The 26,866-nt window shown below is 44.6% G+C and carries 23 protein-coding genes; 7 read left to right on the top strand and 16 right to left on the bottom strand.

The annotated features are described in order from the left end of the window. Nucleotides 1–674 precede the first annotated feature (674 nt). The gene (locus R8O11_RS10095) at nt 675–1,547 is read right to left on the bottom strand and encodes a Tim44 domain-containing protein (RefSeq protein ID WP_054577992.1); all 873 of its coding nucleotides are present in this window, start codon (nt 1,545–1,547) and stop codon (nt 675–677) included. A gap of 392 nt (nt 1,548–1,939) precedes the next feature. Between R8O11_RS10095 and R8O11_RS10090 the strand changes: the two genes are divergently transcribed. The 3 genes from R8O11_RS10090 (at nt 1,940) to R8O11_RS10080 (ending at nt 5,463) form a co-directional block, all read left to right on the top strand. Continuing rightward, a complete protein-coding gene (locus tag R8O11_RS10090; protein ID WP_005382308.1) occupies nt 1,940–2,530 on the top strand; it encodes a TetR/AcrR family transcriptional regulator in 591 nt (196 codons plus the stop codon). A gap of 13 nt (nt 2,531–2,543) precedes the next feature. Then, nucleotides 2,544–4,418 carry an MFS transporter gene (locus R8O11_RS10085; protein ID WP_318194109.1) on the top strand — a complete coding sequence of 625 codons (1,875 nt, stop codon included), beginning with the start codon at nt 2,544–2,546 and terminating at the stop codon, nt 4,416–4,418. A gap of 115 nt (nt 4,419–4,533) precedes the next feature. Continuing rightward, the gene (locus R8O11_RS10080) at nt 4,534–5,463 is read left to right on the top strand and encodes a YeiH family protein (protein WP_005384270.1); all 930 of its coding nucleotides are present in this window, start codon (nt 4,534–4,536) and stop codon (nt 5,461–5,463) included. Here the strand turns inward: R8O11_RS10080 and R8O11_RS10075 are convergent. From R8O11_RS10075 to R8O11_RS10045, 7 genes are all read right to left on the bottom strand, one after another. Then, nucleotides 5,460–5,648, bottom strand: coding sequence for a hypothetical protein (locus R8O11_RS10075; RefSeq protein ID WP_158173745.1), 189 nt, complete (start codon nt 5,646–5,648; stop codon nt 5,460–5,462). The genes R8O11_RS10080 and R8O11_RS10075 overlap by 4 nt on opposite strands. Nucleotides 5,649–5,748: 100 nt before the next feature. Next, complete coding sequence (gene menE, locus R8O11_RS10070; protein ID WP_138939405.1) at nt 5,749–7,176, bottom strand: o-succinylbenzoate--CoA ligase; 1,428 nt, start codon at nt 7,174–7,176, stop codon at nt 5,749–5,751. Further along, the gene (gene menC, locus R8O11_RS10065; RefSeq protein ID WP_318194108.1) at nt 7,161–8,150 is read right to left on the bottom strand and encodes an o-succinylbenzoate synthase; all 990 of its coding nucleotides are present in this window, start codon (nt 8,148–8,150) and stop codon (nt 7,161–7,163) included. The genes menE and menC overlap by 16 nt, the downstream gene beginning before the upstream one ends. 125 nt (nt 8,151–8,275) lie before the next feature. After that, a complete protein-coding gene (menB, locus tag R8O11_RS10060; RefSeq protein ID WP_038887944.1) occupies nt 8,276–9,142 on the bottom strand; it encodes a 1,4-dihydroxy-2-naphthoyl-CoA synthase in 867 nt (288 codons plus the stop codon). Next, a complete protein-coding gene (gene menH / locus R8O11_RS10055) occupies nt 9,135–9,962 on the bottom strand; it encodes a 2-succinyl-6-hydroxy-2,4-cyclohexadiene-1-carboxylate synthase (RefSeq protein ID WP_017819993.1) in 828 nt (275 codons plus the stop codon). Before menH ends, menB begins: the two co-directional genes overlap by 8 nt. Then, nucleotides 9,949–11,667 carry a 2-succinyl-5-enolpyruvyl-6-hydroxy-3-cyclohexene-1-carboxylic-acid synthase gene (gene menD / locus R8O11_RS10050; RefSeq protein ID WP_017819992.1) on the bottom strand — a complete coding sequence of 573 codons (1,719 nt, stop codon included), beginning with the start codon at nt 11,665–11,667 and terminating at the stop codon, nt 9,949–9,951. Before menD ends, menH begins: the two co-directional genes overlap by 14 nt. Next, nucleotides 11,664–12,971 (bottom strand): isochorismate synthase MenF, encoded by a 1,308-nt coding sequence (locus R8O11_RS10045; protein ID WP_149191945.1) that lies wholly within the window; start codon nt 12,969–12,971, stop codon nt 11,664–11,666. The genes menD and R8O11_RS10045 overlap by 4 nt, the downstream gene beginning before the upstream one ends. 217 nt (nt 12,972–13,188) lie before the next feature. Between R8O11_RS10045 and R8O11_RS10040 the strand changes: the two genes are divergently transcribed. The 3 genes from R8O11_RS10040 (at nt 13,189) to R8O11_RS10030 (ending at nt 16,416) form a co-directional block, all read left to right on the top strand. After that, entirely contained in the window at nt 13,189–14,403 is a 1,215-nt protein-coding gene (locus R8O11_RS10040; RefSeq protein WP_005384283.1) for a pyridoxal phosphate-dependent aminotransferase, read from the top strand. A gap of 90 nt (nt 14,404–14,493) precedes the next feature. Beyond that, a complete protein-coding gene (yfbR, locus tag R8O11_RS10035) occupies nt 14,494–15,078 on the top strand; it encodes a 5'-deoxynucleotidase (protein WP_021707675.1) in 585 nt (194 codons plus the stop codon). 15 nt (nt 15,079–15,093) lie between these two features. Then, a complete protein-coding gene (locus R8O11_RS10030) occupies nt 15,094–16,416 on the top strand; it encodes an anti-phage deoxyguanosine triphosphatase (RefSeq protein WP_017819918.1) in 1,323 nt (440 codons plus the stop codon). 6 nt (nt 16,417–16,422) lie between these two features. Here the strand turns inward: R8O11_RS10030 and R8O11_RS10025 are convergent, their stop codons facing one another. Then, a complete protein-coding gene (locus tag R8O11_RS10025; protein WP_017819919.1) occupies nt 16,423–17,037 on the bottom strand; it encodes a tRNA-uridine aminocarboxypropyltransferase in 615 nt (204 codons plus the stop codon). Between the two features lie 3 nt (nt 17,038–17,040). Here R8O11_RS10025 and rrtA point away from each other — a divergent pair, with 3 nt between their 5' ends. Beyond that, the gene (gene rrtA, locus R8O11_RS10020) at nt 17,041–17,592 is read left to right on the top strand and encodes a rhombosortase (RefSeq protein WP_005382331.1); all 552 of its coding nucleotides are present in this window, start codon (nt 17,041–17,043) and stop codon (nt 17,590–17,592) included. Between the two features lie 98 nt (nt 17,593–17,690). Here the strand turns inward: rrtA and R8O11_RS10015 are convergent, their stop codons facing one another. The 7 genes from R8O11_RS10015 to tig all read right to left on the bottom strand — a co-directional run bounded on the left by R8O11_RS10015 (nt 17,691) and on the right by tig (nt 26,628). Continuing rightward, entirely contained in the window at nt 17,691–17,975 is a 285-nt protein-coding gene (locus R8O11_RS10015; protein WP_031777211.1) for a ComEA family DNA-binding protein, read from the bottom strand. A gap of 255 nt (nt 17,976–18,230) precedes the next feature. Continuing rightward, complete coding sequence (gene ppiD, locus R8O11_RS10010) at nt 18,231–20,090, bottom strand: peptidylprolyl isomerase (protein ID WP_318194107.1); 1,860 nt, start codon at nt 20,088–20,090, stop codon at nt 18,231–18,233. A 201-nt stretch (nt 20,091–20,291) separates the two neighbouring features. After that, nucleotides 20,292–20,564 carry an HU family DNA-binding protein gene (locus R8O11_RS10005; protein WP_005382341.1) on the bottom strand — a complete coding sequence of 91 codons (273 nt, stop codon included), beginning with the start codon at nt 20,562–20,564 and terminating at the stop codon, nt 20,292–20,294. A 191-nt stretch (nt 20,565–20,755) separates the two neighbouring features. Continuing rightward, nucleotides 20,756–23,107 carry an endopeptidase La gene (gene lon / locus R8O11_RS10000; protein WP_005382343.1) on the bottom strand — a complete coding sequence of 784 codons (2,352 nt, stop codon included), beginning with the start codon at nt 23,105–23,107 and terminating at the stop codon, nt 20,756–20,758. Between the two features lie 130 nt (nt 23,108–23,237). Beyond that, entirely contained in the window at nt 23,238–24,518 is a 1,281-nt protein-coding gene (gene clpX / locus R8O11_RS09995; protein ID WP_318194106.1) for an ATP-dependent protease ATP-binding subunit ClpX, read from the bottom strand. 70 nt (nt 24,519–24,588) lie between these two features. Further along, nucleotides 24,589–25,215, bottom strand: a complete 627-nt coding sequence (clpP, locus tag R8O11_RS09990; protein WP_005382347.1) for an ATP-dependent Clp endopeptidase proteolytic subunit ClpP — start codon at nt 25,213–25,215, stop codon at nt 24,589–24,591. Between the two features lie 105 nt (nt 25,216–25,320). Continuing rightward, a complete protein-coding gene (gene tig, locus R8O11_RS09985; RefSeq protein WP_005382251.1) occupies nt 25,321–26,628 on the bottom strand; it encodes a trigger factor in 1,308 nt (435 codons plus the stop codon). Between the last annotated feature and the right edge of the window lie 238 nt (nt 26,629–26,866).

The following is a 26,866-nucleotide window of genomic DNA, read 5'->3' as shown; positions in this document are numbered from 1 at the left end:
GAGTGGCCAAAGGGAGCAGACTGTAAATCTGCCGGCACTGCCTTCGATGGTTCGAATCCGTCCCCCTCCACCATATTGAAGAAGCCAGCTCATTGAGCTGGCTTTTTTCGTTTCAGGATCTTGATAGCATAGTCCTACTACAACGAACCTTTCACTCCTAACCGAAACTCTGCTCGATTGAATACCTATCACGGTAAATAAGTGAACAGAAATAGCGTAGGGAAAATGCTTGAGAACAAGGCGCAATTTTTTGATAAGTAGTTATTCTACAATCAAAAATTGCAACGCAGTTATCGAGTATTTTAACAAGCTAGAATGACCAGTTATTTACTACGATTGGTATAACCTATACTCAATCTCACTAAAGCAACCAACCCCATGTGAAACTCCACAAACAAAAGGCTGAGGAGCAGATCTTTACCCTACAAACAATGTACTAGCTATTTTGATTTTGTTAGTTCGTATGGCCTTAATATGAATGTTCAATATAAATAGGAAAACACTTTAGGACTTACTAGAAAAAGTGGGCTCGCAAAATTAGAGCAAAAGTTATCAAGCGGACTCAATTAGTGATGTTTGTATAAAAACACGTACAAGAAATACAAATGATAGGTACAAAAAATCCCGCAGGGGATGCGGGATTTTTACTAGTGACTAAATTGGTTTAAAGGTGACTAGCCTTGAATGCCAACGATTAACCATGGCGCATTAGGCGTAGTCAAGTCACGCTCTAGGTGCCAGATATCTTCGATTTCTTCTTCAACACCTTCTACTGTGTCACGGTAACGACCGCTAAACTGCAGACTAAGCTGTGCTTTATTTGCATCGTAATCAGCACGGACGATCTCCGCATCAACGTACATTACGTCAGTATGCTGCTCACCGTCGAGCTTCGCGCGCTCTGCTTTTAGGTCTTCAAACAAGCTTGGAGAAACATATTCTTCAATAGTTTCTAACTGGTTGTGATTCCACGCACCTTGCAGGATTCGATAGTGTTCACGAGAACCATTAATGAACGCTGCTTGGTCAAAACCCGGTGGGTAGTTATGTGGTACGTCTGTTTGAGCGCCAAAACCACCAAAGCCACCATTATTTGTGTTTGGTTGTTGCTCAAAGTTTTGCATGTTTGGTTGCTCAAACTTAGATGCGTTGCCACCAAATGCAGGCTGTTGACGATGCTGGTTCATACTGCCCTGCTTCGCACCTAGCATACCGCGCATTAGTTTAAAGATGACAAAGGCAATCAAACCAATAATTAGGATATCCATAAACTGGATACCTTCAAAAGCACCGCCAAAGAATGCAGCAAGTAGACCACCAGCAAGAAGTCCGCCTAGCAGACCACCCATAAGGCCTTTCTTACTTGAAGACTTTGTCGTCTGATCTTTGCCGACCGTATTGGTGTTTTGTTGCTGTTGTTTCGGTGCTGGTGCAGTTTTGTAGCTCTTACCGAAAGACTTACTGCCACCAAACTTCTTCGCTTCCGCTATAGGCGTTACAGCAACAGTAAACATCAATAAAGCAACAATAGAAAATAAACGTTTCATCGTTATCCTTAAAGTTAGCTATCTAAGATAGTGCCCCATTTTCAAGACGAAACAATCGTTGTTTCAAACAGTAGCACGCCAAAGATGATTTTTAAGTCATCATACTCTGTATACCGATTGATGAAAATAGCTTATAGAAGCTGACATGTATCAGAATATTGCCAAAAATGCAGACTGCTCACACTGCTTACAATTCAGCTGAAGGCGCTTGATCAATGTAAAAAAAGTATGGAATAAGTTCACTAATACTCCAGATTGTTTTACTTGAATTAGAATCAGTGACACAGCTCAGAATCCTACACCTTGAGGGCACTTGGACACATTGCCTTGTTGACGGTTAATAGGTAGCTGACTATCATATTGAACGATGTTCAATAAAGTAGTTTGAGAGTATGGCGCGCAGAAACGATCACACCCGAGAAGAGTTAGTGAATTTGACGTTAACAACGGTCAAAAACTTTTTAGATGAGAATTCTTACCACGAACTCAGTCTTCGTAAAATCGCTAACATGATTGGTTACGTGCCAAGCACATTGGTAAATGTTTTTGGTAATTATAATTTGTTGTTGCTTCATGTTGTCGCTCAAACTTTAGATGAGTTATCTCAAGAAGCACGCAAAGCGACTAATGACAGCAAAGACTCCCATCAAGCGCTTTTTGAACTCGCTTATTGCTACCACGATTTTGCTCAAAAACACCCATACCGTTGGCAGTTAGTGTTCGAACACAACATGAATGGAGCAGAACTTCCGGAATGGCATGCCAAACGTATCGATGGTATGACGGGAATGCTAGAGTCACTATTGGCTCAAATCGCACCACATCGTACTGAATCCGAAGTGATTCAAGCGAGTCGAGTCCTTTGGTCTGGCGTACATGGCATTACTTTACTCAGTGTTGATGATAAGTTTTTCTCTAGTGAACCTATTGATGGCAAAGAGTTGATCAGTAATCTTCTTTCTAACTATCTCACGAACTGGTAACAAAGGATTATCCATGTCATCCGACAGACAGCCGTCGTTACTTACGCAGAGAAAGTTCCTGCCCTATTTCATTACTCAGTTTTTTGGCGCTTTCAACGACAATATTTTTAAAAACGTTTTGCTGTTGTTTGTCGCATTCGCGGGCTCCAGTGCACTGCCTATTTCGAGCAATTTGTTCATCAACCTTGCGGCAGGCTTGTTCATTCTACCGTTCTTTTTGTTCTCTGCTTCCGCTGGCGTATTAGCCGACAAATATGAAAAGTCATGGTTTATTCGTAAGGTTAAACTATTTGAAATAGCCATCATGCTCTTGGGTGCCATCGGATTCATAACCGAAAGTTATGGTGTGCTTTTATTGCTACTGTTTTTAATGGGCACACAGTCAGCATTTTTTGGCCCAGTTAAATATGCCCTTTTGCCTCAAAAGTTAAATGCTAAAGAGTTAGTGCCCGGCAACGCTCTTGTTGAAGCTGGTACCTTTATCGCCATCCTTATTGGCACCTTAGGCGCTGGGATTATTGCCTCTGCAGACAACGCAAAATACCTTGCCGCATTTTGTGTCGTGATCTTCGCATTGTTAGGCTACTTGTCGAGCCGCTCAATCCCCTTTGCTGCAGCCAGCGCGCCCAATCTCTCTTTTCGTTGGCAACCATACAAGCAAACCAAACACACGCTCTCTATCGCCAAATCCGATCGAGTTGTTTTTCAATGCATAATGGCAATAAGCTGGTTTTGGTTTTTAGGCGCCGCATATCTAACACAATTTCCGAATTTCACTAAGATTTACCTAAATGGCACCGAGAGTGCGGTGTCTTTCTTGCTCGCTCTATTTTCCATTGGTATCGCGCTAGGGTCGCTACTTTGCAATTGGATCTCAAACCATCGTATCGAAGTCGGTATTGTGCCAATTGGTGCCTTTGGCATTACGGCATTTGGGTACCTAATGGCCACTTCCATTCCCAATGATCTACCTACTTTCCATAACTTTGTAGACTTCTTTAGATATGAGCCTTTTTGGCCATTATTTTTCTACCTATTGATGATTGGCGCTTCGGGCGGTTTATTTATCGTGCCTCTTTACGCATTAATGCAGCATCGAGCAAAGGAAACCGAACGTGCTCAAGTCATCGCAGGGCTCAACATTTTTAACTCTCTGTTTATGGTCGGCAGCGCTGTCTTAGGTATTGTGTGCCTAAGTGTAATCAAGATGACAATTCCTCAGCTGTTTGCATTGTTAGCCATTTTAAATTTCTTAGTCGCCGCTTACATCTTTTTGCAAATTCCTATTTTTGTAGTTCGCTTTGTCATGTGGATGCTTACGCACACCATCTATCGAGTTAAGCATAAGAATCTACACAACCTACCCGAGCATGGTGGGGCATTGATTGTATGTAATCATGTAAGCTACATGGATGCATTGCTACTTAGTGCCGTATGCCCAAGGTTGATTCGTTTTGTGATGGAGGAAGATTACGCCAACCTACCTCCATTAAGGCGCTTTTTACGTCGAACTGGGGTAATTCCAATTTCAGCGAGTAACAGAAGCTCTATCAGACGTGCATTTAACGATGTGGAAGCCGCGCTAAGCGAAGGTCATATCGTCTGTATATTCCCTGAAGGAAGATTAACGTCAGATGGTGAAATGAATGAATTCATGCGCGGTATTGATATAATCCTACGTCGTAGTCCAGTACCTGTCATACCTGTTGCACTTAAAGGCTTATGGGGAAGCTATTTCAGCCGCGCAAAAGGTCGCGCATGCTGTGGCTTACCGACTCGATTTTGGTCAAAGCTAGAAATTGAAGCAGGACAACCAGTGCCACCAAATGAGGCAACGGCAAAAACAATGTTCGATAAAGTGCATCAACTCAGAGGCGACTGGCGATAAAATACGCTTGAACACATGTTTAGAATAACTGAACATGTGTTCAAATCATTAAGACAAACTCACCACACCCAGTGCGATATACTCTCCCTTTCATTCACAACAGCGAATAAAAACCTTGAATAGAAACTACCTCCTGTTTGGATTGGCGTTACTTTTTTGTCTAACCCCTCTTGCCTCCTCTCCCATTGCTCTAGTTATCGGTTTTCTACTCGCAAGTTTTGGTTTTGTGCCTTCCGAGCTGCCCATCGCTTCTTTTACTAAAAAGCTGCTGTCTTACTCGATTATTGGCTTAGGCTTTGGCATCAACTTTGAGCAAGCACTTGCAGTCACATCGGATGGTATCGGCCTGATCATCGCCACTATTACAGGCACACTGATCATGGGCACTCTCATTGCCAGGGTAATTAAATTGGAGCGAGTAACCGCTTACTTAATCTCATCAGGTACTGCAATTTGTGGTGGTAGCGCAATTGCTGCTGTGGCACCGGCGATTAAAGCGAAAGACGAGCAGATTGGATTAGCACTGGCAACAGTGTTTGTCCTGAACTCCATTGCACTCTTTGTGTTTCCTGTGATTGGACATGCTTTAGGGCTAGATCAACACACGTTTGGCACATGGGCTGCGATTGCCATTCATGACACATCTTCTGTTGTCGGGGCTGCCTCGGCCTATGGGGAAGAAGCACTAACGACGGCAACAACATTGAAACTCGCGCGCGCTTTATGGATCATTCCTGTTGCTTTGATCAGTGCCGTCATCTTTTCAAGAGGCCAAAAAGAGAATGGAAAGAAAAAACTAGCTATCCCTTATTTCATTTTTTGGTACTGTGCAGCTATCGCGTTTAGCGACTTCTTTCCTCAATTTGAAATGGTCTATCACGGCATTTTCATTGGAGCAAAGCAAGCGTTGGTTGTATGTCTGTTCTTGATAGGTTGCAGCATTTCAATTTCAAAACTCAAGTCAGCTGGAGCTAAGCCGCTGTTGTTTGGTGTGACTCTGTGGGTGTTAATTTCGACCACTTCTCTAAGTTGGTTACTGTTTTAGATATTGGTGGTCTGCTTATCGCGTTGAGGGGACGGCATTTCCCGTTTGCTATTTTTGTATATAACGACCAACGCAATAGCGATCAAAAATGCCGTTAGCTCTGCAACAGAGCGGGCTAGCCCTTCACTACTTATCGCGATACCAATTTGTAGTGCTACTGCCGCAATTAAAACTAGCTTTGCCATCCTGAACCTTATGCATTTTCTCTCCACGAAGAAGCATAATTATGATTCAGAGTTATTAGGATACGAAATTCTCTTTATGACTAATACATAGCAAAATTGACTAATGCTGAAGTGATGACAGCAGCCACTCTTTCACTGCCTTACGCGAAATTTTGATCCCACCTTCTAGTAGAGTTTGTGGCATTACGTGGTATTCCACTGGCCATTTAAACTTCTCTAATTTTGATTGCAAATGCTGGTCATACTCCGATTTGCTGCGCAATCCATTGGTCTGAATCACAGCTACTGGTCTATGACCAAACTCCGCGTCTTCGACTGGAACCACTATACTCTGCACTACACCATCAATTTGGTTCAAAGCGGCTTCAATCTCTTCACAATGGATATTCTCACCACCAGAGATAAACTGATTGTCGGCACGGCCGATTATCTTTAATTCATCACCTTGCCACTCGCCAAGATCTTTGCTGTCAAACCAGCCTTTCTCATCCAGAAATGGGGTAACATGTCCTTGATGGAAATACCCTGCCGCTAATGTCTTACCGCCAACAAAAATGCGTTGGTCAACTAATTTTATCTTACGGTGCTTCAATACATGTCCAGCATTACTGGTGCTGTCAATTCTCTTTGCGGTAACGGTAGAGGCCGCCTCCGTCATCCCATAACCTAACCATGTCTCAATGCCTTGCCCTGTTGCTCGTAGTGCCAACTCGTGATCAACGTGGCTGCCGCCCAGTAGCACATGTGTCAATGACAAATGTGCATCATCATCCAATAACCGTTTGAGCTGAGTCGCAACCAAAGAAGCGTGTGATACGCCCTGAACATCATCAACAAGTTTCCCTGAACCGACTTTTAGTGTTGCTCCGACATATAGCCAACGATAGACAATCGCTAATCCAGAGACGTGATACAGTGGAAGCGATAACAGCCAAGCATCTTGCTGAGTGAAAATGAACTCCTGCAACAAGCCCTCTGCAGACGCAAGATGCTGTCGATGTGTATGAACCACAGCTTTAGGCTCCCCTGTAGAGCCAGAAGTAAATACTACTGAAGCGAGCCGGTCATGATGATAGCTATCTTCAGTCAACGAATCACTCTCTTGCTGTGATACTACAGGCGGTGAAAGCAATGTTGCCTTGAGTTTTTGTATATCATGTTCAGAAAAGATCGAAGCGCACTCCTGAGAAAACCAGATAAACCGAGTTTGATCAGGCCTGTAAAGTGTAGCAAGCTTACTCTGCAACTTATCTAGTGGTTGTTCCATGGTCAGCGCAGCGAGCGCGCCTAACTGTTTGGAGGCAAGATAAAACAACAGTGTTTCTACTTGGTTCTTGCCAACCAAAGTCAGCACATCCCCCCGAGTTACACCCAAGTCATTCAAATAGTGAGTGTATTGGTCAATACGCTTCGAGAGTTGTTGCCAGTTTAATACTTCTGTTGATGTCTTGAGTGCAATAGAAAAAGGGCTCGTTTGAGCCCAATATTTCCATGGTGCCTTCGCAATATTGTCTACGCAGAATGCCACACAATCTCCTGGTCTTTTAGAGGAAGAACGGGAAGTTCACACTTAGGCCAGCCCTGCTCTAGCTGAGCTTTGAATAAGCCAATCGTATCCAAACCTGGAACTTCATCAGGCAGCTGCCATTGGGCAAAGCGCGCTAATTGAGTTAAACCGAGACTGGATTCAATGCTCGAGCTAATCACTGCTTTCATCCCCAGTGACTTCGCTTTCTCTATCAGTGTAATACAAAAATCCACTGAACCAATGAGTGTGGGTTTGATGATGATCGTTTTCACACCAGTTAGATCTTCAAGACGGAAATCTTCACGACGAACCGCATCTTGCAATGTTTCATCCCAAGCGATAGCAATACCAGTATTAATCGCAAAAGAGAGACTATCGCCAGGAGAGCGGCACGGCTCTTCTAGAAACGTGATTCGTTGACGCAGAGACGGAGCAATGTACTTAGCGAACTGCTGCGCTTTTTCTGGTGTCCAAGCGCGATTGGCATCGAGTCGAAGCGTTAATTGAGGGATTGATTCAAGAAAAAGGTTCACAAGCATGCCATCGCGAATTGGCTCATAAAGTCCAACTTTCACCTTAGCGACTTTCTCACCTTCCATCTCGTTCAGCTTTGGAATGAGCTCATCTGGGTCGCCAGTGCATAGTGGCGCTGTTTGGTATTTACCTTGTTGTGGTAAGCCACCAGCTAATTCAAGCTGTGCCATCGATAAACCAAACGCAACCGACGGGTACATCTTGGCATAATCCACATCCAACTCTGCTACCCAACGCTCCGCCTGTTCTTGTAGCTGAACACCCGCATCTTCGGTGCTCTCTAAGCTAAAACAAGGAAGAGGAGCGACTTCTCCAAGCTCTGTTTTACCATCTTCGGAAAGCGCAACAACATAACCAACACGTTCGGTTAGCTTGTTGTCACGTAGGATGACACCACTATCCATGGGCAAGCTATAACGATAAATTTTCGCTTCACGCATAATTCAAGTCCTATGTAATGCCGTATATTTGAGCGTTCTGACGAGCAATCCCACCAGCCTCCCAGAGGGCGATGCGCTCAGGAAAAAAGTAACAGAGGAGCTAACACGCTCCTCATTTAGACGGATTATGGGTTGCGAGGGAATTTATCGAAGTCTGGGCGACGCTTCTCGTTAAAGGCATTACGACCTTCTTGGCCTTCATCAGTCATGTAGAACATCATCGTTGCGTTACCCGCTAGCTCTTGCAGACCCGCTTGACCATCACAATCTGCGTTTAATGCAGCTTTCAGGCAGCGCAATGCCATTGGGCTGTGCTGTAGTACTTCACGACACCAACGAACGGTTTCTTTCTCTAGATCCGCTAGTGGTACAACTGTGTTTACTAGGCCCATGTCTACCGCTTCTTGAGCATTGTAGAAACGACATAGGAACCAAATTTCGCGAGCTTTCTTTTGGCCTACGATACGAGCCATATAAGATGCGCCCCAACCGCCGTCAAATGAACCCACTTTAGGGCCTGTTTGACCAAATTGAGCGTTGTCAGCTGCAATTGTTAGATCACACATCATATGCAGTACATGACCACCGCCAACAGCCCAACCAGCTACCGATGCGATCACTGGTTTTGGACAAGTACGAATATCGCGTTGGAAGTCCAATACGTTGAGGTGATGTGTGCCTTGGTCGTCTTTATAGCCGCCGTAGTCGCCACGGATCTTCTGGTCGCCGCCAGAACAGAATGCGTCTTCACCTAGACCTGTCAGAATGATCACGCCAACACCAGAGTCGTAACGCGCATCTGCCAACGCATCAATCATCTCTTTTACCGTTTGAGGACGAAACGCGTTACGCACTTGAGGACGCGCAATGGTGATTTTCGCGATACCATCTTCAGACTTATGGTAATGAATGTCCTCGTATTTATCGCCGCAATCTTTCCATTGAACCGGAGCGTAAAGTTCTTCTTCAGAAATGCCTACTGTTTTAGCCATGGTGATTCCCATTGTTCTCGTTACTCTCACCAAAGTGAGACTGAATTATTTGCTTGGTATGTATCGCAAACTGTTTGGGCTGCTCTTGATGGACGTTATGACCAGCGCCTTCAACTTGTCGATACGCCAACCCGCTACGTTGTGCCAGTTGGCTAAATTTTTGGTCTTTCTCACCACACAAGTAATACACTGGTATGTTCTGCTTTTGCAGTGAGGGCAACAAATATGCCTGTTTGGCTAACGATGTCGCCATCAACATATTCGCCACCGCTGAGCCAAGATTATCACTTCGCTTCGCAATGAATGTTTGTCTTTGCTCATGGTTTAGTGAAGAAAACACCGCTTGTTGGTACCAATCGTTCAAAACACGTTCAAGTGGTTCAGTTTTGAAACGCATTGCCCAGCGAGCATCATTCTCTAATCTCACCTGTTTCTCTGACTCAGTTTGAAGCCCGAAGTTTCCCCCTTCAATAATCGCGCCTGCAATATTGAGCTCTGGAAAGCATTGATGGGCAATACCATGCATCGCAATGCGGCCGCCCATAGAGTATCCAATCAAAATAAGTGGTTGTTGTGAGGGAAATAATAAAGATAGTGTGGAACCAAGAAGTTTGCAGCAATCATTTAAATCGCAGCAAAAAATAGATTGGCTGCGTCCGTGACCAGGAAGGTCAACCGTAACACGTTCATATTCGGGTAACGCGTTGATACACGATTGCCAGTCTTCACCGCTACCAAACAAACCATGCAAAAACACCAGAGTAGGCAAAATACTACTTTGGTGCTTTTCCGTTGCTGGGAAGCGTTTAGAATAGAGCATGCAAATTCTTGTTGAAGGATTTTAGTTGCTCTACCGCTTGGTTCGATGGCGTTTGAACTTCAACCACTAACGCCCCTTCGCCGCTAGCAAAATGCTCAGAGACTATAGATTGATACTCAGCCAGCGTGTTCGGTTTGCAATACTGTAAACCAAACTGTTTCGCTGCATGTTCAAATTCATAACCATGAGGCATTTGATAGAACGACTCGCGATGCTCTTGCGGTACAGGCAGTAAGTCAAAAATCGCCCCACCATCGTTGTTAGTAATCACCAACACCGAAGGCAACTTGTTGTGCGTAAACAGTGCCAATGAGTTCAGCCCATATAAGGCAGAAGTATCGCCAATAAACATTAACATCGGGTTCTGGCGCGCGCGTTGTACCCCGCTTGCTGTAGCAAACAGCCCATCAATGCCAGACGCACCACGGTTAGTGAAAACCTCTGTGTTATCAAGCTTGCCGAACATGTCGATCAATCGGACAAACAGACTGTTGCCAACAAACAGATCCACACCCTGAGCACGCTCAGCCACATCAATCGCTAACGCAATCTCACTCAGCTCACTCTTAGGGTCAGAAGCAAACAAGCCTTTCGCGTGTTGCGTGACCTGTTTGATGTCCGCGGCAAGTTCATTTGCCCAACCAGCATGTTCTGATGAAAACTCCGTCGTACGTTCAACCCATGAGCTTGGCTGCTCCGCCCAGTGCCATTGTGGTAAGTGACTTTGGTTATCTCGCTCTAATCGAGGCGATACGTACCAATATTGAATGTCACCACCTTGCTGATTACGTGCTACGTGTTTTTCTAACCAGTGATTAAAACGTTTAGAAATGATTCGACTACCGAACTGCACGATTAAGTCACAGCCATCCAGTAGGCTAGCCAATTTCGAATTCTGCAACCATAAATCAAAATGCGCCCAATCCGAACTGACACCACTTTGTGGATCAGCAAGGACTGGCCAGCCCATTTGCTCTGCAAACGCTCGTGCAGCTTGAGCCTGAACCAGTGGCAAACTACCAATGACCACCACACCTTTGTTATCCCCACAGCTTGGAATTGCACTGCTGGTTTTCGGGTTAAAGCGCTGGCAATACGTCACCTTGCTATCTCGCCAGCCAGCAACGGTATCAAGGTAATCCTGATAGGTACTCTTTTCTGTATTGGAGTACAAAGGCTCTGGAAATGCACAATTAATATGAACAGCACTACCCTGCAATTGCTGAGTAAACATCACTTCGTCAACAGAGGTCAGCAACCAGTTAAGCGACGTTGCTAAATTTGGGCTTGGTAAATTCAAACTGGCCGAAACATGATGTGAAAAGATACCCAATTGATTTATCGCTTGGTTTGCACCACAGCCGACAAGTTCTACTGGACGATCTGCTGTCAGCAGCACCAGTTTTTCACCAGTAAGTTTGGCTTCGGCAACCGACGGTAATAGGTTCGCCACTGCCGTACCAGAGGTAACGATAATTGCCACTGGCTCCTGAGTAGCTTTCGCTAAACCAAGAGCCATAAAGCCCAGTCCACGCTCATCAAAATGAGTATGAATGGAAAAGTCGGACTGTTCTGCCGCTTCTAAAGTTAAAGGAGTAGAACGAGATCCGGGAGCGATACAAACATGCTTAACGCCAAATCGCTGAAGCTCAATCAATATGGTTTCTGACCAAACTCGATTGAGCACCGCTTGGTCATGACTCATGATGCGACTCCCAATGGCGGATGATCAGAAATCAGCGTAAGTAACGTCGACATTTTCTTATCAAGTTCTGCCCACTCATGTTCTGCCACAGAACCAGGCACAATCCCTGCGCCCGCAAACAGTTGTACTTGATCACCGAGCACAAGCGCGCTTCTGATTGCAACACAAAACTCTGCTCGTTCATGGCTTATATAACCCATTGACCCCGCGTACCAGCCGCGTGCAAAGGGCTCATTATCAAGAATAAACTGCATGGACTCTTGTCGGGGTAAGCCAGCAACCGCCGCTGTTGGCTGAAGCGCCGATAACAACTGAACACCATTTATCCCCGCTCTTAGACTAGCGTGAATATTTCGCTTAAGGTGCTGCACTTTTCGTAGTCTGACCAAACTCGGTTCAGCTTCCACTTCAACCATTTCAGAATGCGGTGATAGACGATCAATGATGTCGTCCACCACATACTGGTTTTCGTTGAGGTTCTTTTGGTCTTGGGATAACCAATTCGCCAACTCCATATCTTGAGTGGCATTGTCTCCCCGACCAATCGTACCTGCTAACGCTTCGGTATGTAGCTCATGCCCTACGCGAGAATACAAACGTTCTGGTGTAGACCCCATAAAACTGTGCTTACTGTCTAAGCTCAGCATGAAATGGAAGCTATGATGGTTATTTAAGTAACTTGCTTTAAGTAGCTGTGCAGCACTTAATGTGTTATCAAGCTGCACGGTAGAGCGACGCGCTAAAACCACTTTCTTAAAATCATCATTCTCTATACCAGTCAGAACCTTATGAACTAACTCATTCCATTGAGGCTGACTTGGCGTATGAACAATAGAGCGGATGTGAGACGAAATTGGAGCTAAGGCCGCGACCTCACAAACCAGTTTATTCAACCCAGCTAGAGTTCGCGATTTGTCTTCTGAAATATTAACTGCGAGAGACCACTGATGGTCAAAACGAATTAACTCAATTTGAGGCAAAAAGAAAAAAGAAGGCATACAGCGACGATTCTTCTCATGCTGTCCATCAAAAGAGCGCCCGCCCCAGACTCTTTGCCCTTCACCTAGAATGGTATAAGCAGGACCTGGCTCAACAAAAGCGTGCAATTGCCCTAGTGCAACGACCTCTTCACGTGTATCGCGGGACTGCCAATAAAACTTAGGGAAAAGTGGTTGTGCATCAAGCCAATCAATAAATGAGAAATTGGGTTTCTCGCTAAGGGGCTCGACCAGACGTGTTTGATTGCCTTCCGATTGCTGAACTCGCTCGATAATTCTCTTTACGGCTTGATGGAACTGTGACAAATCAACCTCGTTGTATGTGAGGATAAATGGTAACTGACGGCTACTCTAAGTTTAGACCCAAAGCAAATCAAGGTCGTATGCGATCTTTTGCAAAATCCTGTGATAGCAAGCGAGCAAAACTTAACCAGCAGACAGATTATTTACAGATATATATTCTAATAAAAAACAAATTATTGTATTTTAATAAAGAAATTAACGAATTTTTAGGAATTAAACAATGCAAAATATCGGGATGTCGTCAAAACTCGACAATGTCTGCTACGACATTAGGGGTCCTGTACTCAAACATGCTAAGCGCATGGAGGAAGAAGGGCATAAAATCCTAAAGCTAAACATTGGTAACCCTGCCCCATTTGGTTTTGACGCCCCTGATGAGATTTTAGTCGACGTGATTCGTAATCTGCCGACTTCTCAAGGCTATTGTGATTCCAAAGGTATTTACTCTGCTCGTAAAGCTGTGGTCCAACACTATCAGCGTAAAGGTATACGCTCGCTAGATGTAGAAGATGTGTATGTAGGTAACGGCGTGTCTGAGTTGATCGTAATGGCCATGCAAGCGCTATTAAACAATGGCGACGAAATGCTGATCCCAGCACCAGACTATCCGTTATGGACAGCTTCAGTTGCACTATCTGGTGGTAAGCCGGTTCATTATCTATGTGATGAAGAGGCTGACTGGTACCCAGACCTTGAAGACATCAAAAAGAAAATCACACCAAAGACACGTGGCATTGTTCTGATCAACCCGAACAACCCGACAGGTGCGGTATACAGCCGTGACTTCCTACTTGAAGTGATTGAGATAGCACGCCAGCACAAACTGATCATTTTCGCAGATGAGATCTACGACAAAGTGTTGTACGACGGTGCAACACATACCTCAGTCGCCACACTCACTGAAGACGTGCTAGTCATGACATTCAATGGCCTTTCAAAAGCCTACCGTGTTTGTGGTTTCCGTGGTGGCTGGATGTTCTTAACGGGGCCTAAACATCTGGCTCAAGGGTACGTGAATGGCTTGGAGCTGCTTTCATCGATGCGTTTATGTGCAAACGTACCAATGCAACATGCCATTCAAACCGCGTTAGGTGGATACCAGAGTATCAATGAACTGATTTTACCTGGCGGACGCTTGTTAGAGCAGCGCAACCGAGCGTATGAACTGATCAATCAGATTCCTGGCGTTTCTTGTGTCAAACCTAAGGGTGCGATGTACCTCTTCCCGAAAATCGACACTAAAATGTACAACATCAAGAACGATCAACAGATGGTTTTAGATTTCTTAAAACAAGAGAAAGTCTTACTGGTGCAAGGTTCCGGCTTTAACTGGCCAAAACCAGACCACTTCCGCATCGTGACACTACCGCACGTTGAAGATCTAGAAATCGCCATTGGACGTTTTGAAAGATTCCTATCAACCTACAGCCAGTAATGAATCACTGGTAGTAATTAGTGCTGATCTCTCATATGCTTAGAGGAACTCCTAGTGAGTTCCTTTTTTACACCAGAAACGGAGAAAGCCATGAAAGAAAGCCATTTTTTCGCCCACCTGGCTCGAATGAAGCTGATCCAACGCTGGCCTTTAATGCGGTCCGTCTCACCAGAAAACGTTTCAGAGCATAGCTTACAAGTTGCTTTTGTCGCTCATGCCCTTGCCCTCATTAAAAACAAAAAGTTCGGCGGCAACCTTAATCCAGAACGCATCGCGATTCTTGCCATGTACCATGACTCCAGTGAAGTATTAACGGGTGATCTTCCGACTCCAGTGAAGTATTACAACCCTGAAATTGCCAAAGAATATAAGAAGATAGAATCGGCAGCGGAGCAAAAATTACTCTCAATGTTACCGGAAGAGTTCCGAGATGATTTTGCCCCCTATCTTCTTTCTCACTCTGCACATGAAGAGGACGCAAAAATCGTTAAGCAAGCCGATTCCATCTGTGCCTATTTAAAATGTCTCGAAGAACTAAGCGCCGGCAACCATGAGTTCGCTCTGGCAAAAAAACGCTTAGACGTCACTTTGCAAGAACGCAGAACGCCTGAAATGGATTACTTTCTCAATACCTTTGCCCCAAGTTTCGAATTATCGTTAGATGAAATCAGTTAGCTTACGGAGATAATCGTGTCGTTTGAATTACACCCGCAATGGCAAGAGCGCCATGATGATGAGCATAAAATCCGTCGAGACGACCATCGGAGCCCGTACCAACGAGACCGAGCGCGCATTCTTCACTCGGCTGCATTTCGACGCCTACAAGCAAAAACCCAAGTACACGGCAATAGCTTGGAAGACTTTCACCGCAGTCGGTTAACGCACTCCTTAGAAGCGTCGCAACTCGGGACCGGTATCGTCGCCCAGTTAAAGAAAAAACAACCAGAGTTCCGTGAACTATTACCATCAGACAGCTTAATTGATTCATTATGTTTGGCTCACGACATCGGGCATCCTCCATACGGTCATGGGGGAGAAGTCGCTCTAAACTACGTAATGCGCGAACATGGCGGCTTCGAGGGGAACGCCCAAACCTTTCGTATCGTCACTAAGTTAGAGCCTTATACCGAGCATTTCGGAATGAATTTATCACGCCGCACACTGCTTGGTTTGATTAAGTACCCTGCCCTCATTAGTCAAACACGCTCCGTCAAGTTGCCTCAACCAGCCGAGCATCAACGTAAACTAAAAGCAAAAGATTGGAGCCCAGCTAAAGGCATTTATGATTGTGATAAAGACTTATTTGATTGGGTAATTGCACCGCTTTCTGACAACGACAAGGCATTGCTTAGTCTGATGCGTTCAACGCCAGAATCGGAGTTTGAGCACAGTAAAACGCGTTTTAAATCACTCGATTGCTCAATCATGGAGTTAGCAGATGATATCGCCTACGGTGTTCATGATTTAGAAGATGCAATCGTACTTGGTATGGTGACACGTCAGCAATGGCAAGAAGGCGCAGCAAGTCAATTAGTGGACTGTGGCGACCCGTGGTTTGAAGCTCATATCGATTCCATCGGACAGATGCTATTTAGCGGTAAGCACCATGAGCGGAAAGATGCCATCGGTGGTATGGTTAACGCGCTACTGACCAGCATTTCAATCAAAGCGGTGGATGAGCCGTTTAATAACCCGTTACTGTCTTGGAATGCGTGTTTAGAACCACAGATGGCACGTGCACTTGACGTACTCAAGCACTTTGTCAGCACCTTCGTTATCCAAGTCCCGCAGGTCCAGATCGTTGAGTATAAGGGTCAGCAAATTATTATGGATATTTTTGAAGCGTTAACAGCAGACCCAGAGCGATTACTACCCGTTCATACAAAAGATCTGTGGTGTCAGGCGAAGAGCGAGAGCAATAAGATGAGGGTCATCGCCGATTATATTTCTGCAATGACCGATGGTCACGCGCAAAAGCTACACCGCCAACTTTTCTCTTCCATCGTTCTTTAGTAACACTCAACCTTTCAAGTAATTCTTTTCAAAAACGCCCGGAGGCATCTGGGCGATTTGGAATTCGATCATCTTTTCAAAGGCACGCATCAGCGGTGTAAAGTCTCGCTCGGGTTCAAGCAAGCGAAGCGAATGATAACCAGCCTCGACTGTCGATAAGCTATTCTCAGAGGGCGCCTTACGAATGGTGTAGTGCCCTTGTAGTTGCTTAGGCAACTGCACGGTTGGGAATGAATGTAAGTTGCTTGAGAGTTGCCACATTTTGTACGCTTTTTTCCACGTACCATCGAGCAAAATCAAACGTATTTTCTTAGATACACTATGACTCGCTTGAGTGATTTCAGAAATGCATCGTGACTCTTCAGATGGGTAAAGAACAAAATGTTGATATGACTTATCCGCTAATAAGTGATTTAAGACATCATCACAAGAAAAGTCCTCTCCTATCAAACAAATACAGTTATCTAAACTCAAATTGAGAATCCGTGCCGTACCAAGCGGACGATGTTCTTCACTCGTGTGCTGAAGAATGATAAGTTCTACCTCGCTTGCCAGCGGTACAATCCATTGGCAAATACACGCTTTTTGCGATTTTCCACAACGAGAACAATAACGAGACATAGAGTGAACCTTTATACCTTGCTGAGTATTATCAGCGTGATCTGTTTGATACTTCAATTTGAACCAATGGCAAGCCTAACCGAGTGGCACAGCTACAATATACGCCATGGTGAATGGTGGCGAATCGTAACAGGAAATCTCACACATACCAACTTTGCGCACTTAGGAATGAACCTCGCCGGATTGTGGATCATTACTTTTATTTTTCGCCCAAGCACTCGTAACTTCCTTATCGTTTTTTCAATCTTATGTGCATGTGTTGGTGCGCTGAATTTGTTTACCAACATGTCGGTATACGTGGGTTTATCCGGCGTATTACACGGATTGTTTGGATTTTGGGCGCTCAGAGAAGTCTTTGAAAGCAGAAGAAGCAGTGTGTTGTTAGTCGGAGGGCTAATCGCCAAAGTAGCATGGGAGCAGGTCTATGGCCCATCCAGCAGTACTGCTGAGCTTATCGGTGCAAACGTTGCTATTGATGCTCATATGTTTGGCGCACTCGGTGGGTTAGTAATGGCTTTACTGGAAAAAGGCCTTCGCCGTCGTTTATTCGGATAAAAAATCCCGAACCACGAAAGAGGAGCTGGTTCGGGAAAGCAGTAATAGGGAAACAGATATTGTTCTGAATTCAGACTCAATATCTGCAATACATCAAGCTACAGTAAAATGCGGTCTTCGTTTTTCTTAACTGTCGCTTCACCTATGCCTTTTACGCTCTTCAAATCTGCTGCCGTTTTAAAAGGGCCATGTTCCTCGCGGTAGTCCACTATACTCTGCGCTTTCTTCTCACCTATACCTTTCAACATGGTCGCAATTTCTTCAGCAGTGGCCGTGTTGATATTTACAGTAATTTCAATTCCTTCATATTTGTCAGTGGCTGAATCCGCAGCCATGCTAAAAGGTGCAAAAACAAATAAGCACAATGTCAAAATCCATTTCATATTGAACATACAATCTCCAAAATAGTAGGCTAAAAACAGTCATCGAGAGCGAGTCACTATCAAGTTTGCAATGAAAAGCAATATGGTTATGCATTTAACAAACTGAGATGACCCGGAATTCACAACGGCCGCTATCACTTAAACGCGCACTAATTTAAGTAATGCCTATTGATGATTGAAGTTCATAAAGACAAAAATAAAACGGACCGCTTATGCGGTCCGTTTTATTCAACATACAAATTACACTAATTGTGCTTAGTTGCTCACAATAAAGTACTCAATGTCAGTATTTGCACGCAGTACGGCTAGTACAGATGATAAATCTTGCTGAGAAGATGCACGCTGCATTTGCATCGCAACTTGATCTTCTAACTCACTATCTAGCTCTGCATTTACAGCATCAAGCTCGATGATAATGATGTTACCTTCAAGATCTTTAGACTGACCGTATACTGGTTTACCATCGACTGGTTTTGCCATCGCGAATACCGTTGTTGCTAACGGAGAACGACGGTCTACTGTCTCTTGTTCACCAAAGGCAAGATTGTTTTCAGCAAGCACGTTCGTCTTACCTTCTTTCAATGCCGCAACGACTTGTGTTCCAAGTTTCATCGCTTCTTGCTCACCTTTAACACGAGATAGCTCTGCAACAACCTGATCTTTCACTTCTTCTAGTGGAAGAACTGTCTCGTCACGCGCATCTTCAACACGAACAACGATAATATGCTCAGGCGCAACTTCGATAGCTTCAGAGTTTAGGCCATCTTCTTTAACTTCAGGACTAAGGATAGCTTGCATTACCGCAGGGCTACGAAGCACTTCAGGTGCATCAACCTGAGAAATAAAGTCTGTTGTCTTCACTTCTTGGTTAACCGCTTGAGAAGCATCATACAATGAGTCTGGGTATTCAAACGCTACACGCTCAAGCTCATTTTGCAACTCGTAGAATTGATCGATCGCTTGTTGGTCCACCATCTCTTGTTTGATTTCAGCAGCGACTTCTTCAAATGGCTTCGCCACAGAATCTTTTAGCTCTTCAAGCTTGATAATGTGATAGCCAAAGTCCGACTTTACTAGACCTGACGTATCGCCAGGATTCTTCAGTGCGAATGCCGCTTCTTCAAAAGCAGGGTCCATCACATCACGCTCGATCCAACCTAAGTCACCACCGTTTTCAGCGCTGCCAAAATCGTCAGATTTCTCTTGAGCAAGCGTCGCAAAATCTGCACCCGCGTTTAGCTCATCTAGGATAGCTTGCGCTTTTGCTTCATCGTCCCCTTCTACAAGAATGTGAGCGACACGGCGTTGCTCTTCTGAAGAGTATTTGTTTAAGTGCTCGTCGTAGTACTTTTTCACCTCAGCATCAGAAACATTAACTTGTTCCTTTAGCGCTTCAGCTGACAGTTCGATGTAAGAGACTTTAACCTGCTCTGGGCGTGTAAAGTTGTCTGGGTTTGCTTTGTAGTACTCTTGAATTTCTTCGTCGGTCAATTCAATATTTTTCGCGAACTCCGCTAAGTCGATCTGAATCGTGCGAATATCACGAGTTTGAGTGAACAGCTTGCCTTCTGCTTGTACTTCACCCGGCAGAATAAATTCACTGTTTTTTAGCGCACTCAGCAGTTGCTCACGAACCAATTCACGACGCATGTACTCAGCAAAAGAGTCTGGCGAAAAGCCTGCACGACGCAAAGAAGCTTGATAGATCTCTTGATCAAACTGACCATTAGATTGGAACTGAGGCATGTCTAGAATCATGCTACGCACTTGAGTGTCGCTGATTCGAAGACCCAAAGCTTCAGCTTGTTGGTCAAGCAACACGTCATTGATCATTCGATCTAAAACGGATTTGCGGAAAGATTCAACATATGCAGGGTCAGCCAGCATTTGAGAGAAGTAGTCACCCAACTGAGCTTGCATACGGTTACGCTCATTTTGGTATGCCATCTCGAACTCACCACGAGGAATCTCAGTGTTACCGACTTTCGCTGCAGAGTTGTTGCTACCACCAACGATGTAGCTACCTACACCTGCAAATACGAAAGACAGGATGATAAGTCCAAGGATAATTTTGACCGCGATGCTATTCACGCCTTCGCGTAGTCGATCCATCATAATTTAACTGCTCTCCACAATTGAAGCCTACTGCTTCTATCTAATAGAAATAATGGCGCAATAATATCAGAAAAAGAAATGCGCATCAGTATGATGCGCATAATTTAAGAAAGTTCGGCTCGAAGTTTGTAAATTTTTGTTCGAAACTTATTGTTTGAGCAAAAGTTAAGCAAATGGCCGGTTACAGAAATAACGCCGTGATTAGTTACAAGCGTCTTTCAGTGCTTTACCAGCTTTGAAAGCTGGTACTTTTGCTTCTGCGATTTGGATTTCTTCACCAGTTTTTGGGTTACGACCAGTACGTGCAGCACGAGTACGAACGCTGAATGTACCAAAGCCAACTAGAGCGACTTGATCACCAGATTGAAGAGTTCCGCTTACTGCTTCGATGAATGCATCTAGAGCACGACCCGCTGACGCTTTAGAAATATCTGCATTTTCTGCGATTTGTTCTACTAACTGAGTTTTATTCACTGTAATTTCCCCTTTGTGTCATCTGTGATTATTTTTGTGATGACTTTCGTTCCATTGTTAAGAAAATATGCTCCACCCCTTATTCATCAAGGGCTGGCAGCTATCGAAACTAACTTAGCGCCCAAAAAAAACGCTGACAAGCCTTTTTGGGCTTATCAGCGTAAACTTTTACTTATTTTTGCTACACATCACTATTTTTGAGACTCAAACTCAACGCCCGTCGGGTCTCGCTCTAGTGCGACTTTCAGTACTTCATCAATCCACTGTACAGGGATAACTTCCAGATCCGCGATAACATTATCAGGAATCTCTTCCAAATCACGCTCGTTATCTTTTGGAATTAGCACTGTCTTAATGCCACCACGGTGTGCCGCAAGTAACTTCTCTTTTAGGCCGCCGATAGGTAAAACCTCACCACGCAGTGTGATTTCACCCGTCATCGCTACTTCTGCTTTCACAGGGTTGCCTGTCAGAGAAGAAACCAATGCTGTACACATTGCTGTACCCGCACTTGGGCCATCTTTTGGTGTCGCGCCTTCCGGGACGTGTACGTGAATATCTTTCTTCTCGTAGAAGTCAGTATTGATACCTAGCTTTTCTGCACGAGAGCGAACCACTGTCATTGCTGCTTGGATAGACTCTTGCATCACATCACCAAGAGAACCCGTTTGTGTTAGCTTACCTTTACCTGGCATTGATTGAGTTTCAATCGTTAATAGATCGCCACCCACTTCGGTCCAAGCTAGACCAGTTACTTGACCAATTCGGTTACTTTCATCCGCTTTACCGTAATCGAAACGTTGAACACCTAAGTACTCTTTTAGGTTGTCCATCGTTACCGTTACTGACTTGATGTCCTTATCCAGCAAGATGTTCTTCACTGCTTTACGGCAGATCTTAGAAATCTCACGCTCTAAGTTACGGACACCCGCTTCACGCGTGTAGTAACGAATGATGCCAATAATCGCAGAATCTTCAATGACGATCTCATCCGCTTTCAAGCCATTACGCTTCACTTGTTTATCAACAAGGTGACGTTTTGCAATGTTCAGCTTCTCGTCTTCGGTGTAACCAGATAAACGAATAACTTCCATACGGTCTAACAATGGACCCGGGATGTTCATCGAGTTCGATGTCGCAACAAACATAACGTCAGAGAGATCGTAATCCACTTCTAAGTAGTGATCGTTGAACGAGTTATTCTGTTCAGGATCAAGGACTTCTAGTAGAGCCGATGCCGGATCACCACGCATATCTGAAGACATTTTGTCGATTTCGTCCAATAAGAACAGCGGGTTTTTCACACCAACTTTCGACATTTTCTGGATCAATTTGCCTGGTAATGAGCCGATATAAGTACGACGATGACCACGAATTTCCGCTTCATCACGCACACCACCCAACGCCATACGAACATACTTACGGCCAGTAGCTGAAGCAATTGAACGACCAAGAGACGTTTTACCTACACCAGGAGGACCAACAAGACAAAGGATAGGACCTTTTAGCTTGTTGATACGGTTTTGAACCGCCAGGTATTCAAGGATACGTTCTTTGACGCGTTCTAGACCGTAGTGATCTTCATTAAGAACCTCTTCTGCTTTCGCTAAGTTTTTCTTAACTTTTGAGCGCTTAGCCCAAGGAACGCTGACCATCCAATCGATGTAGCTACGAACCACTGTTGCTTCAGCAGACATTGGAGACATCATCTTAAGCTTTTGCAGCTCTTGCTCTGTCTTTTCACGTGCCTCTTGAGGCATTTTTGATTCGTCAATCTTCTTCTGTAGCGTTTCGAACTCGTCTGGTGCGTCTTCCATCTCACCAAGTTCTTTCTGAATCGCTTTCATTTGCTCATTCAGATAGTACTCACGCTGAGATTTTTCCATTTGCTTTTTAACGCGACCACGAATTCGTTTTTCAACTTGCAGCAAGTCGATCTCTGATTCCATCTGACCCATCAGGAATTCCAGACGCTCAGTAACGTCAACAATTTCAAGCACTTGCTGCTTATCCACCAACTTCAACGGCATATGAGCCGCGATGGTATCCGCTAAGCGTGCAGCTTCGTCGATACCATTAAGTGACGTTAGCACTTCTGGTGGAATCTTTTTGTTTAGCTTAATGAACCCTTCAAACTGATTAATCGCGCTGCGCACAATCACTTCTTGCTCACGCTCATCCAATTCTGGCGTAACAACAAATTCAGCTTCCGCTAAGAAGAAGTCACTCTCTTTAAAGTGATTGATTTTTGCTCGCTGCTGGCCTTCGACCAATACTTTTACTGTGCCATCCGGAAGCTTCAAGAGCTGGAGAATGGTGGCTACCGTACCTACGTCAAATAGGTCGTCAACCGTAGGCTCGTCAGTATCCGCTTGCTTTTGTGCCACAAGAAGAACTTGTTTGTTGGTTTCCATCGCCGTTTCTAGACAGCTAATCGATTTCTCACGACCAACAAACAATGGAATAACCATGTGTGGGTAGACCACTACGTCACGTAGAGGTAGTACCGGGATCTCGATACGCTCGGAACGTTCCAAGTTCATATAATTCTCTCTTCCGCTTTCACGTTTAACGTATTACTTAAGGCAGTATATGGGGGCTAATTGTTTGGATTCAATAAGAGAAATAAAAAAAGGAGGTAATTACTTACCTCCTTTTTCATTATGGCTGAATTTACTCTGCTCCAGCTGCCTGATTGTCTGCGTTACTGTAAATAAGCAGTGGCTCTGACTCGCCATTAATGACGGACTCATCAATCACGACTTTACTAACGTCTGTTGCAGATGGTAATTCGTACATGGTTTCAAGTAGCACGCCTTCAAGAATCGAGCGTAAGCCACGAGCACCTGTTTTACGCTCCATTGCTTTTTTCGCGATAGCGCGCAGCGCATCTTCACGGAATTCAAGTTCGGCGTTTTCTAGCTCAAACAATGCTGCATATTGCTTGGTCAGTGCGTTCTTCGGTTCACATAGGATCTGAATCAACGCTTCTTCATCAAGCTCAGTCAGTGTTGTTGTTACAGGTAGACGACCAATGAATTCTGGAATGAGGCCGTACTTCACTAAGTCTTCAGGTTCAACTTGAGTAAATAGCTCACCTACCGTCTTCGATTCATTCTTCGAACGAACTTCAGCACCAAAGCCAATACCTGTACCTGTTGCAACACGCTGCTCAATCACCTTGTCTAAGCCAGCAAAAGCACCACCACAAATGAACAGGATCTTAGATGTGTCCACTTGTAGGAATTCTTGCTGAGGATGCTTACGACCACCTTGAGGTGGAACCGATGCAACCGTACCTTCGATAAGTTTTAGTAGCGCCTGCTGAACACCTTCACCAGATACGTCACGCGTAATAGATGGGTTTTCAGCTTTGCGTGAAATCTTATCAATTTCATCAATGTAAACGATGCCGCGTTCCGCTTTAGCTACATCGTAATCACATTTTTGCAGAAGCTTTTGGATGATGTTTTCAACGTCTTCACCTACGTAACCGGCTTCGGTTAGTGTCGTCGCGTCTGCCATTGTAAATGGCACATCCAAGAATCGAGCTAATGTCTCCGCAAGTAGTGTTTTACCGCTACCTGTAGGACCAATTAGAAGGATGTTACTCTTACCAAGCTCCACACCTTCGCTCGTTGTATCACCATTGCATAAACGCTTGTAGTGGTTATATACCGCAACTGCGAGCACTTTTTTCGCGTAATCTTGCCCGATCACATAGTCATCAAGGTGTTCACGGATCTGTTTTGGCGTTGGTAACGCTTCAGATTCTTTCTTAGGGAGAACATCCTTGATTTCTTCGCGAATAATATCGTTACATAAGTCGACACACTCGTCGCAAATGTACACTGACGGACCTGCGATTAGCTTGCGAACTTCGTGCTGACTTTTGCCGCAGAAAGAACAGTACAGCAATTTACCGCTGCCACTTTCTTTGCTTTTATCTGTCATTCGCTAACCTCTTAGCCTTTACTCTTCATGAATGAGTGTATATCAATTTTTGCCAAAATGCGCTGGCAAATTACTCGCCACGGTGGCTTAACACTGCATCCACGATACCGTATTCCACAGCCTGCTCTGATGACATGAAGTTATCACGATCAGTATCGCGCTCAATGACTTCAAGAGGTTGGCCTGTATGTTCTGCTAACAACTTGTTTAGCTTCTGTTTAATCGTCAGGATTTCCTGAGCATGGATTTGGATATCAGAAGCTTGACCCTGGAAACCACCCAATGGTTGGTGGATCATTACACGTGAGTTAGGCAGTACATAACGCTTACCTGGCGCACCACCTGCAAGCAGGAAGGCACCCATTGAACATGCTTGACCCATACATACTGTGCTCACATTTGGCTTAATGAACTGCATGGTATCGTAAATAGACATACCTGCTGTTACGCTGCCGCCTGGAGAGTTGATGTATAAGAAAATATCTTTATCTGGATTTTCAGATTCTAGGAAAAGTAGCTGAGCCACGACAAGGTTTGCCATGTGGTCTTCCACTTGACCCGTTAAAAAAATCACGCGCTCTTTAAGCAGACGTGAGTAGATGTCGTAAGAGCGTTCGCCTCGGGAAGTTTGTTCAACCACCATTGGTACTAGCGCGTCCATAATTGGCGACATTGCATTTTTTTCTTGGTAGCTCATATTCTTATGTCCCTAAAATAAATGGCCCGGATGATGACTATCATACGGACCATTGTTAGCAGAATAGTTAACGTTAAGTCAACCTTCTACGCAAGATATTGCTTATTAAGCAGCAGGTTGTTGTTGGTTAAGTAGCTCGTTGAAGCCTACTTCTTTCTCAGAAACCTGTGCTTTAGCGATGATCGCGTCGATTGCTTGCTCTTCTAGAGCTACGTTGCGCATGTTGTTCATCATTTCTTCGTTTTGCTCGTAGTAAGCAATAACTTCTGATGGATCTTCGTATGCAGTAGCCATTTCTTCGATTAGAGCTTTAACTTTCTCGTCGTCCGCTTTTAGCTCTTCAGATTTGATTACTTCACCTAGTAGAAGACCAACAACTACGCGACGTTTAGCTTGTTCTTCGAACAGTTCACGTGGAAGCTGAGCAGCAGCTTCTGGGTTACCACCGAAGCGTTGTGCAGCTTGTTGACGTAGAACTTGGATTTCTTGCTCGATAAGCGCTGATGGTACGTTGATGTCGTTTTGCTCAACTAGACCGTCAATCGCTTGCTCTTTGATGCGGTTCTTAACAGCTTGCTTAAGTTCGCGTTCCATGTTCTTGCGAACTTCAGCTTTAAGTGCTTCAACACCACCTTCAACAACACCGAACTTAGCAACGAACTCGTCGTTTAGTTCTGGAAGTTCACGAGCTTCAACTTTGTTCACTTTGATTGCGAACTTAGCTGCTTTACCTTTTAGGTTTTCAGCGTGGTAATCTTCTGGGAAAGTCACGTCGATGTCGAATTCCATACCAGCAGTTTTACCTGCGATACCGTCTTCGAAACCAGGGATCATGCGACCAGCACCCATTTCTAGAGGGAAGTTCTCAGCTTTACCGCCTTCGAACTCTTCACCGTCGATAGAACCAACGAAGTCAATGCTTACGCGTTTGCCATCTTCTGCTGCTTCTTCAACTTCAACCCAAGTTGCTTGTTGCTTACGTAGAGTATCGATCATCTCTTCTACGTCTGCATCTTTAACTTCTGTTAGTGGTTTCTCAACAGTGATGCTCTCTAGGCCTTTAAGCTCAACTTCTGGGTAAACTTCAAAAGTTGCAGTGAAAACTAGGTCTGAACCTTCTTTGTTCTCTACAGGAGCGAAAGTTGGAGCGCCAGCTGGGTTGATTTTCTCTTTAACGATAGCTTCGATGAAGTGGCGTTGCATTACTTCACCAAGAACGTCTTGACGTACTGCTTTGCCGTACATCTTAGCAACCATTTTTAGAGGCACTTTACCCTTACGGAAACCATCGAAACGACGGTTTTTAGCGATGTTGCGTAGTTCAGCTGTTACAGCGTCTTCGATGTTTGCAGCTGGAACAGTAATGTTTAGACGGCGCTCTAGGCCCTCTAGCGTTTCAACAGTAACTTGCATTATATATAAACCTCTAAAGTGGCTCGGTTTTCCGAGCGTATGAGCGAAACTCAGAGGAGCTTACGCTTCATCCTTGTGTAGTGTTCTGTCCGAACACCTAATTTAAATCGAGTATCGATACTGGTTGTCAGTACCGGACTAATCAGTGATATCTTCGATAAAATAACCAAAGGTATCTCCTATTAGCCTCAGGACAGAATTTTTAGACGCGACATTCTAGCGATCTGTCGCAACCCTG

It is taken from the genome of Vibrio sp. 1288, assembly GCF_033344475.1.
This window is presented reverse-complemented; position numbering and strand designations above follow the sequence as displayed.

Bases quoted from the DNA above. Each gene is read 5' to 3' on its own strand.
- R8O11_RS10095 (WP_054577992.1), bottom strand. From the start codon at position 1,547: ATGAAACGTTTATTTTCTATTGTTGCTTTATTGATGTTTACTGTTGCT.
- R8O11_RS10090 (WP_005382308.1), top strand. From the start codon at position 1,940: ATGGCGCGCAGAAACGATCACACCCGAGAAGAGTTAGTGAATTTGACG.
- R8O11_RS10085 (WP_318194109.1), top strand. From the start codon at position 2,544: ATGTCATCCGACAGACAGCCGTCGTTACTTACGCAGAGAAAGTTCCTG.
- R8O11_RS10075 (WP_158173745.1), bottom strand. From the start codon at position 5,648: ATGGCAAAGCTAGTTTTAATTGCGGCAGTAGCACTACAAATTGGTATC.
- menC (WP_318194108.1), bottom strand. From the start codon at position 8,150: ATGCGTGAAGCGAAAATTTATCGTTATAGCTTGCCCATGGATAGTGGT.
- menB (WP_038887944.1), bottom strand. From the start codon at position 9,142: ATGGCTAAAACAGTAGGCATTTCTGAAGAAGAACTTTACGCTCCGGTT.
- menH (WP_017819993.1), bottom strand. From the start codon at position 9,962: ATGCTCTATTCTAAACGCTTCCCAGCAACGGAAAAGCACCAAAGTAGT.
- menD (WP_017819992.1), bottom strand. From the start codon at position 11,667: ATGAGTCATGACCAAGCGGTGCTCAATCGAGTTTGGTCAGAAACCATA.
- R8O11_RS10040 (WP_005384283.1), top strand. From the start codon at position 13,189: ATGCAAAATATCGGGATGTCGTCAAAACTCGACAATGTCTGCTACGAC.
- yfbR (WP_021707675.1), top strand. From the start codon at position 14,494: ATGAAAGAAAGCCATTTTTTCGCCCACCTGGCTCGAATGAAGCTGATC.
- R8O11_RS10025 (WP_017819919.1), bottom strand. From the start codon at position 17,037: ATGTCTCGTTATTGTTCTCGTTGTGGAAAATCGCAAAAAGCGTGTATT.
- R8O11_RS10015 (WP_031777211.1), bottom strand. From the start codon at position 17,975: ATGAAATGGATTTTGACATTGTGCTTATTTGTTTTTGCACCTTTTAGC.
- ppiD (WP_318194107.1), bottom strand. From the start codon at position 20,090: ATGATGGATCGACTACGCGAAGGCGTGAATAGCATCGCGGTCAAAATT.
- lon (WP_005382343.1), bottom strand. From the start codon at position 23,107: ATGAACTTGGAACGTTCCGAGCGTATCGAGATCCCGGTACTACCTCTA.
- clpX (WP_318194106.1), bottom strand. From the start codon at position 24,518: ATGACAGATAAAAGCAAAGAAAGTGGCAGCGGTAAATTGCTGTACTGT.
- clpP (WP_005382347.1), bottom strand. From the start codon at position 25,215: ATGAGCTACCAAGAAAAAAATGCAATGTCGCCAATTATGGACGCGCTA.
- tig (WP_005382251.1), bottom strand. From the start codon at position 26,628: ATGCAAGTTACTGTTGAAACGCTAGAGGGCCTAGAGCGCCGTCTAAAC.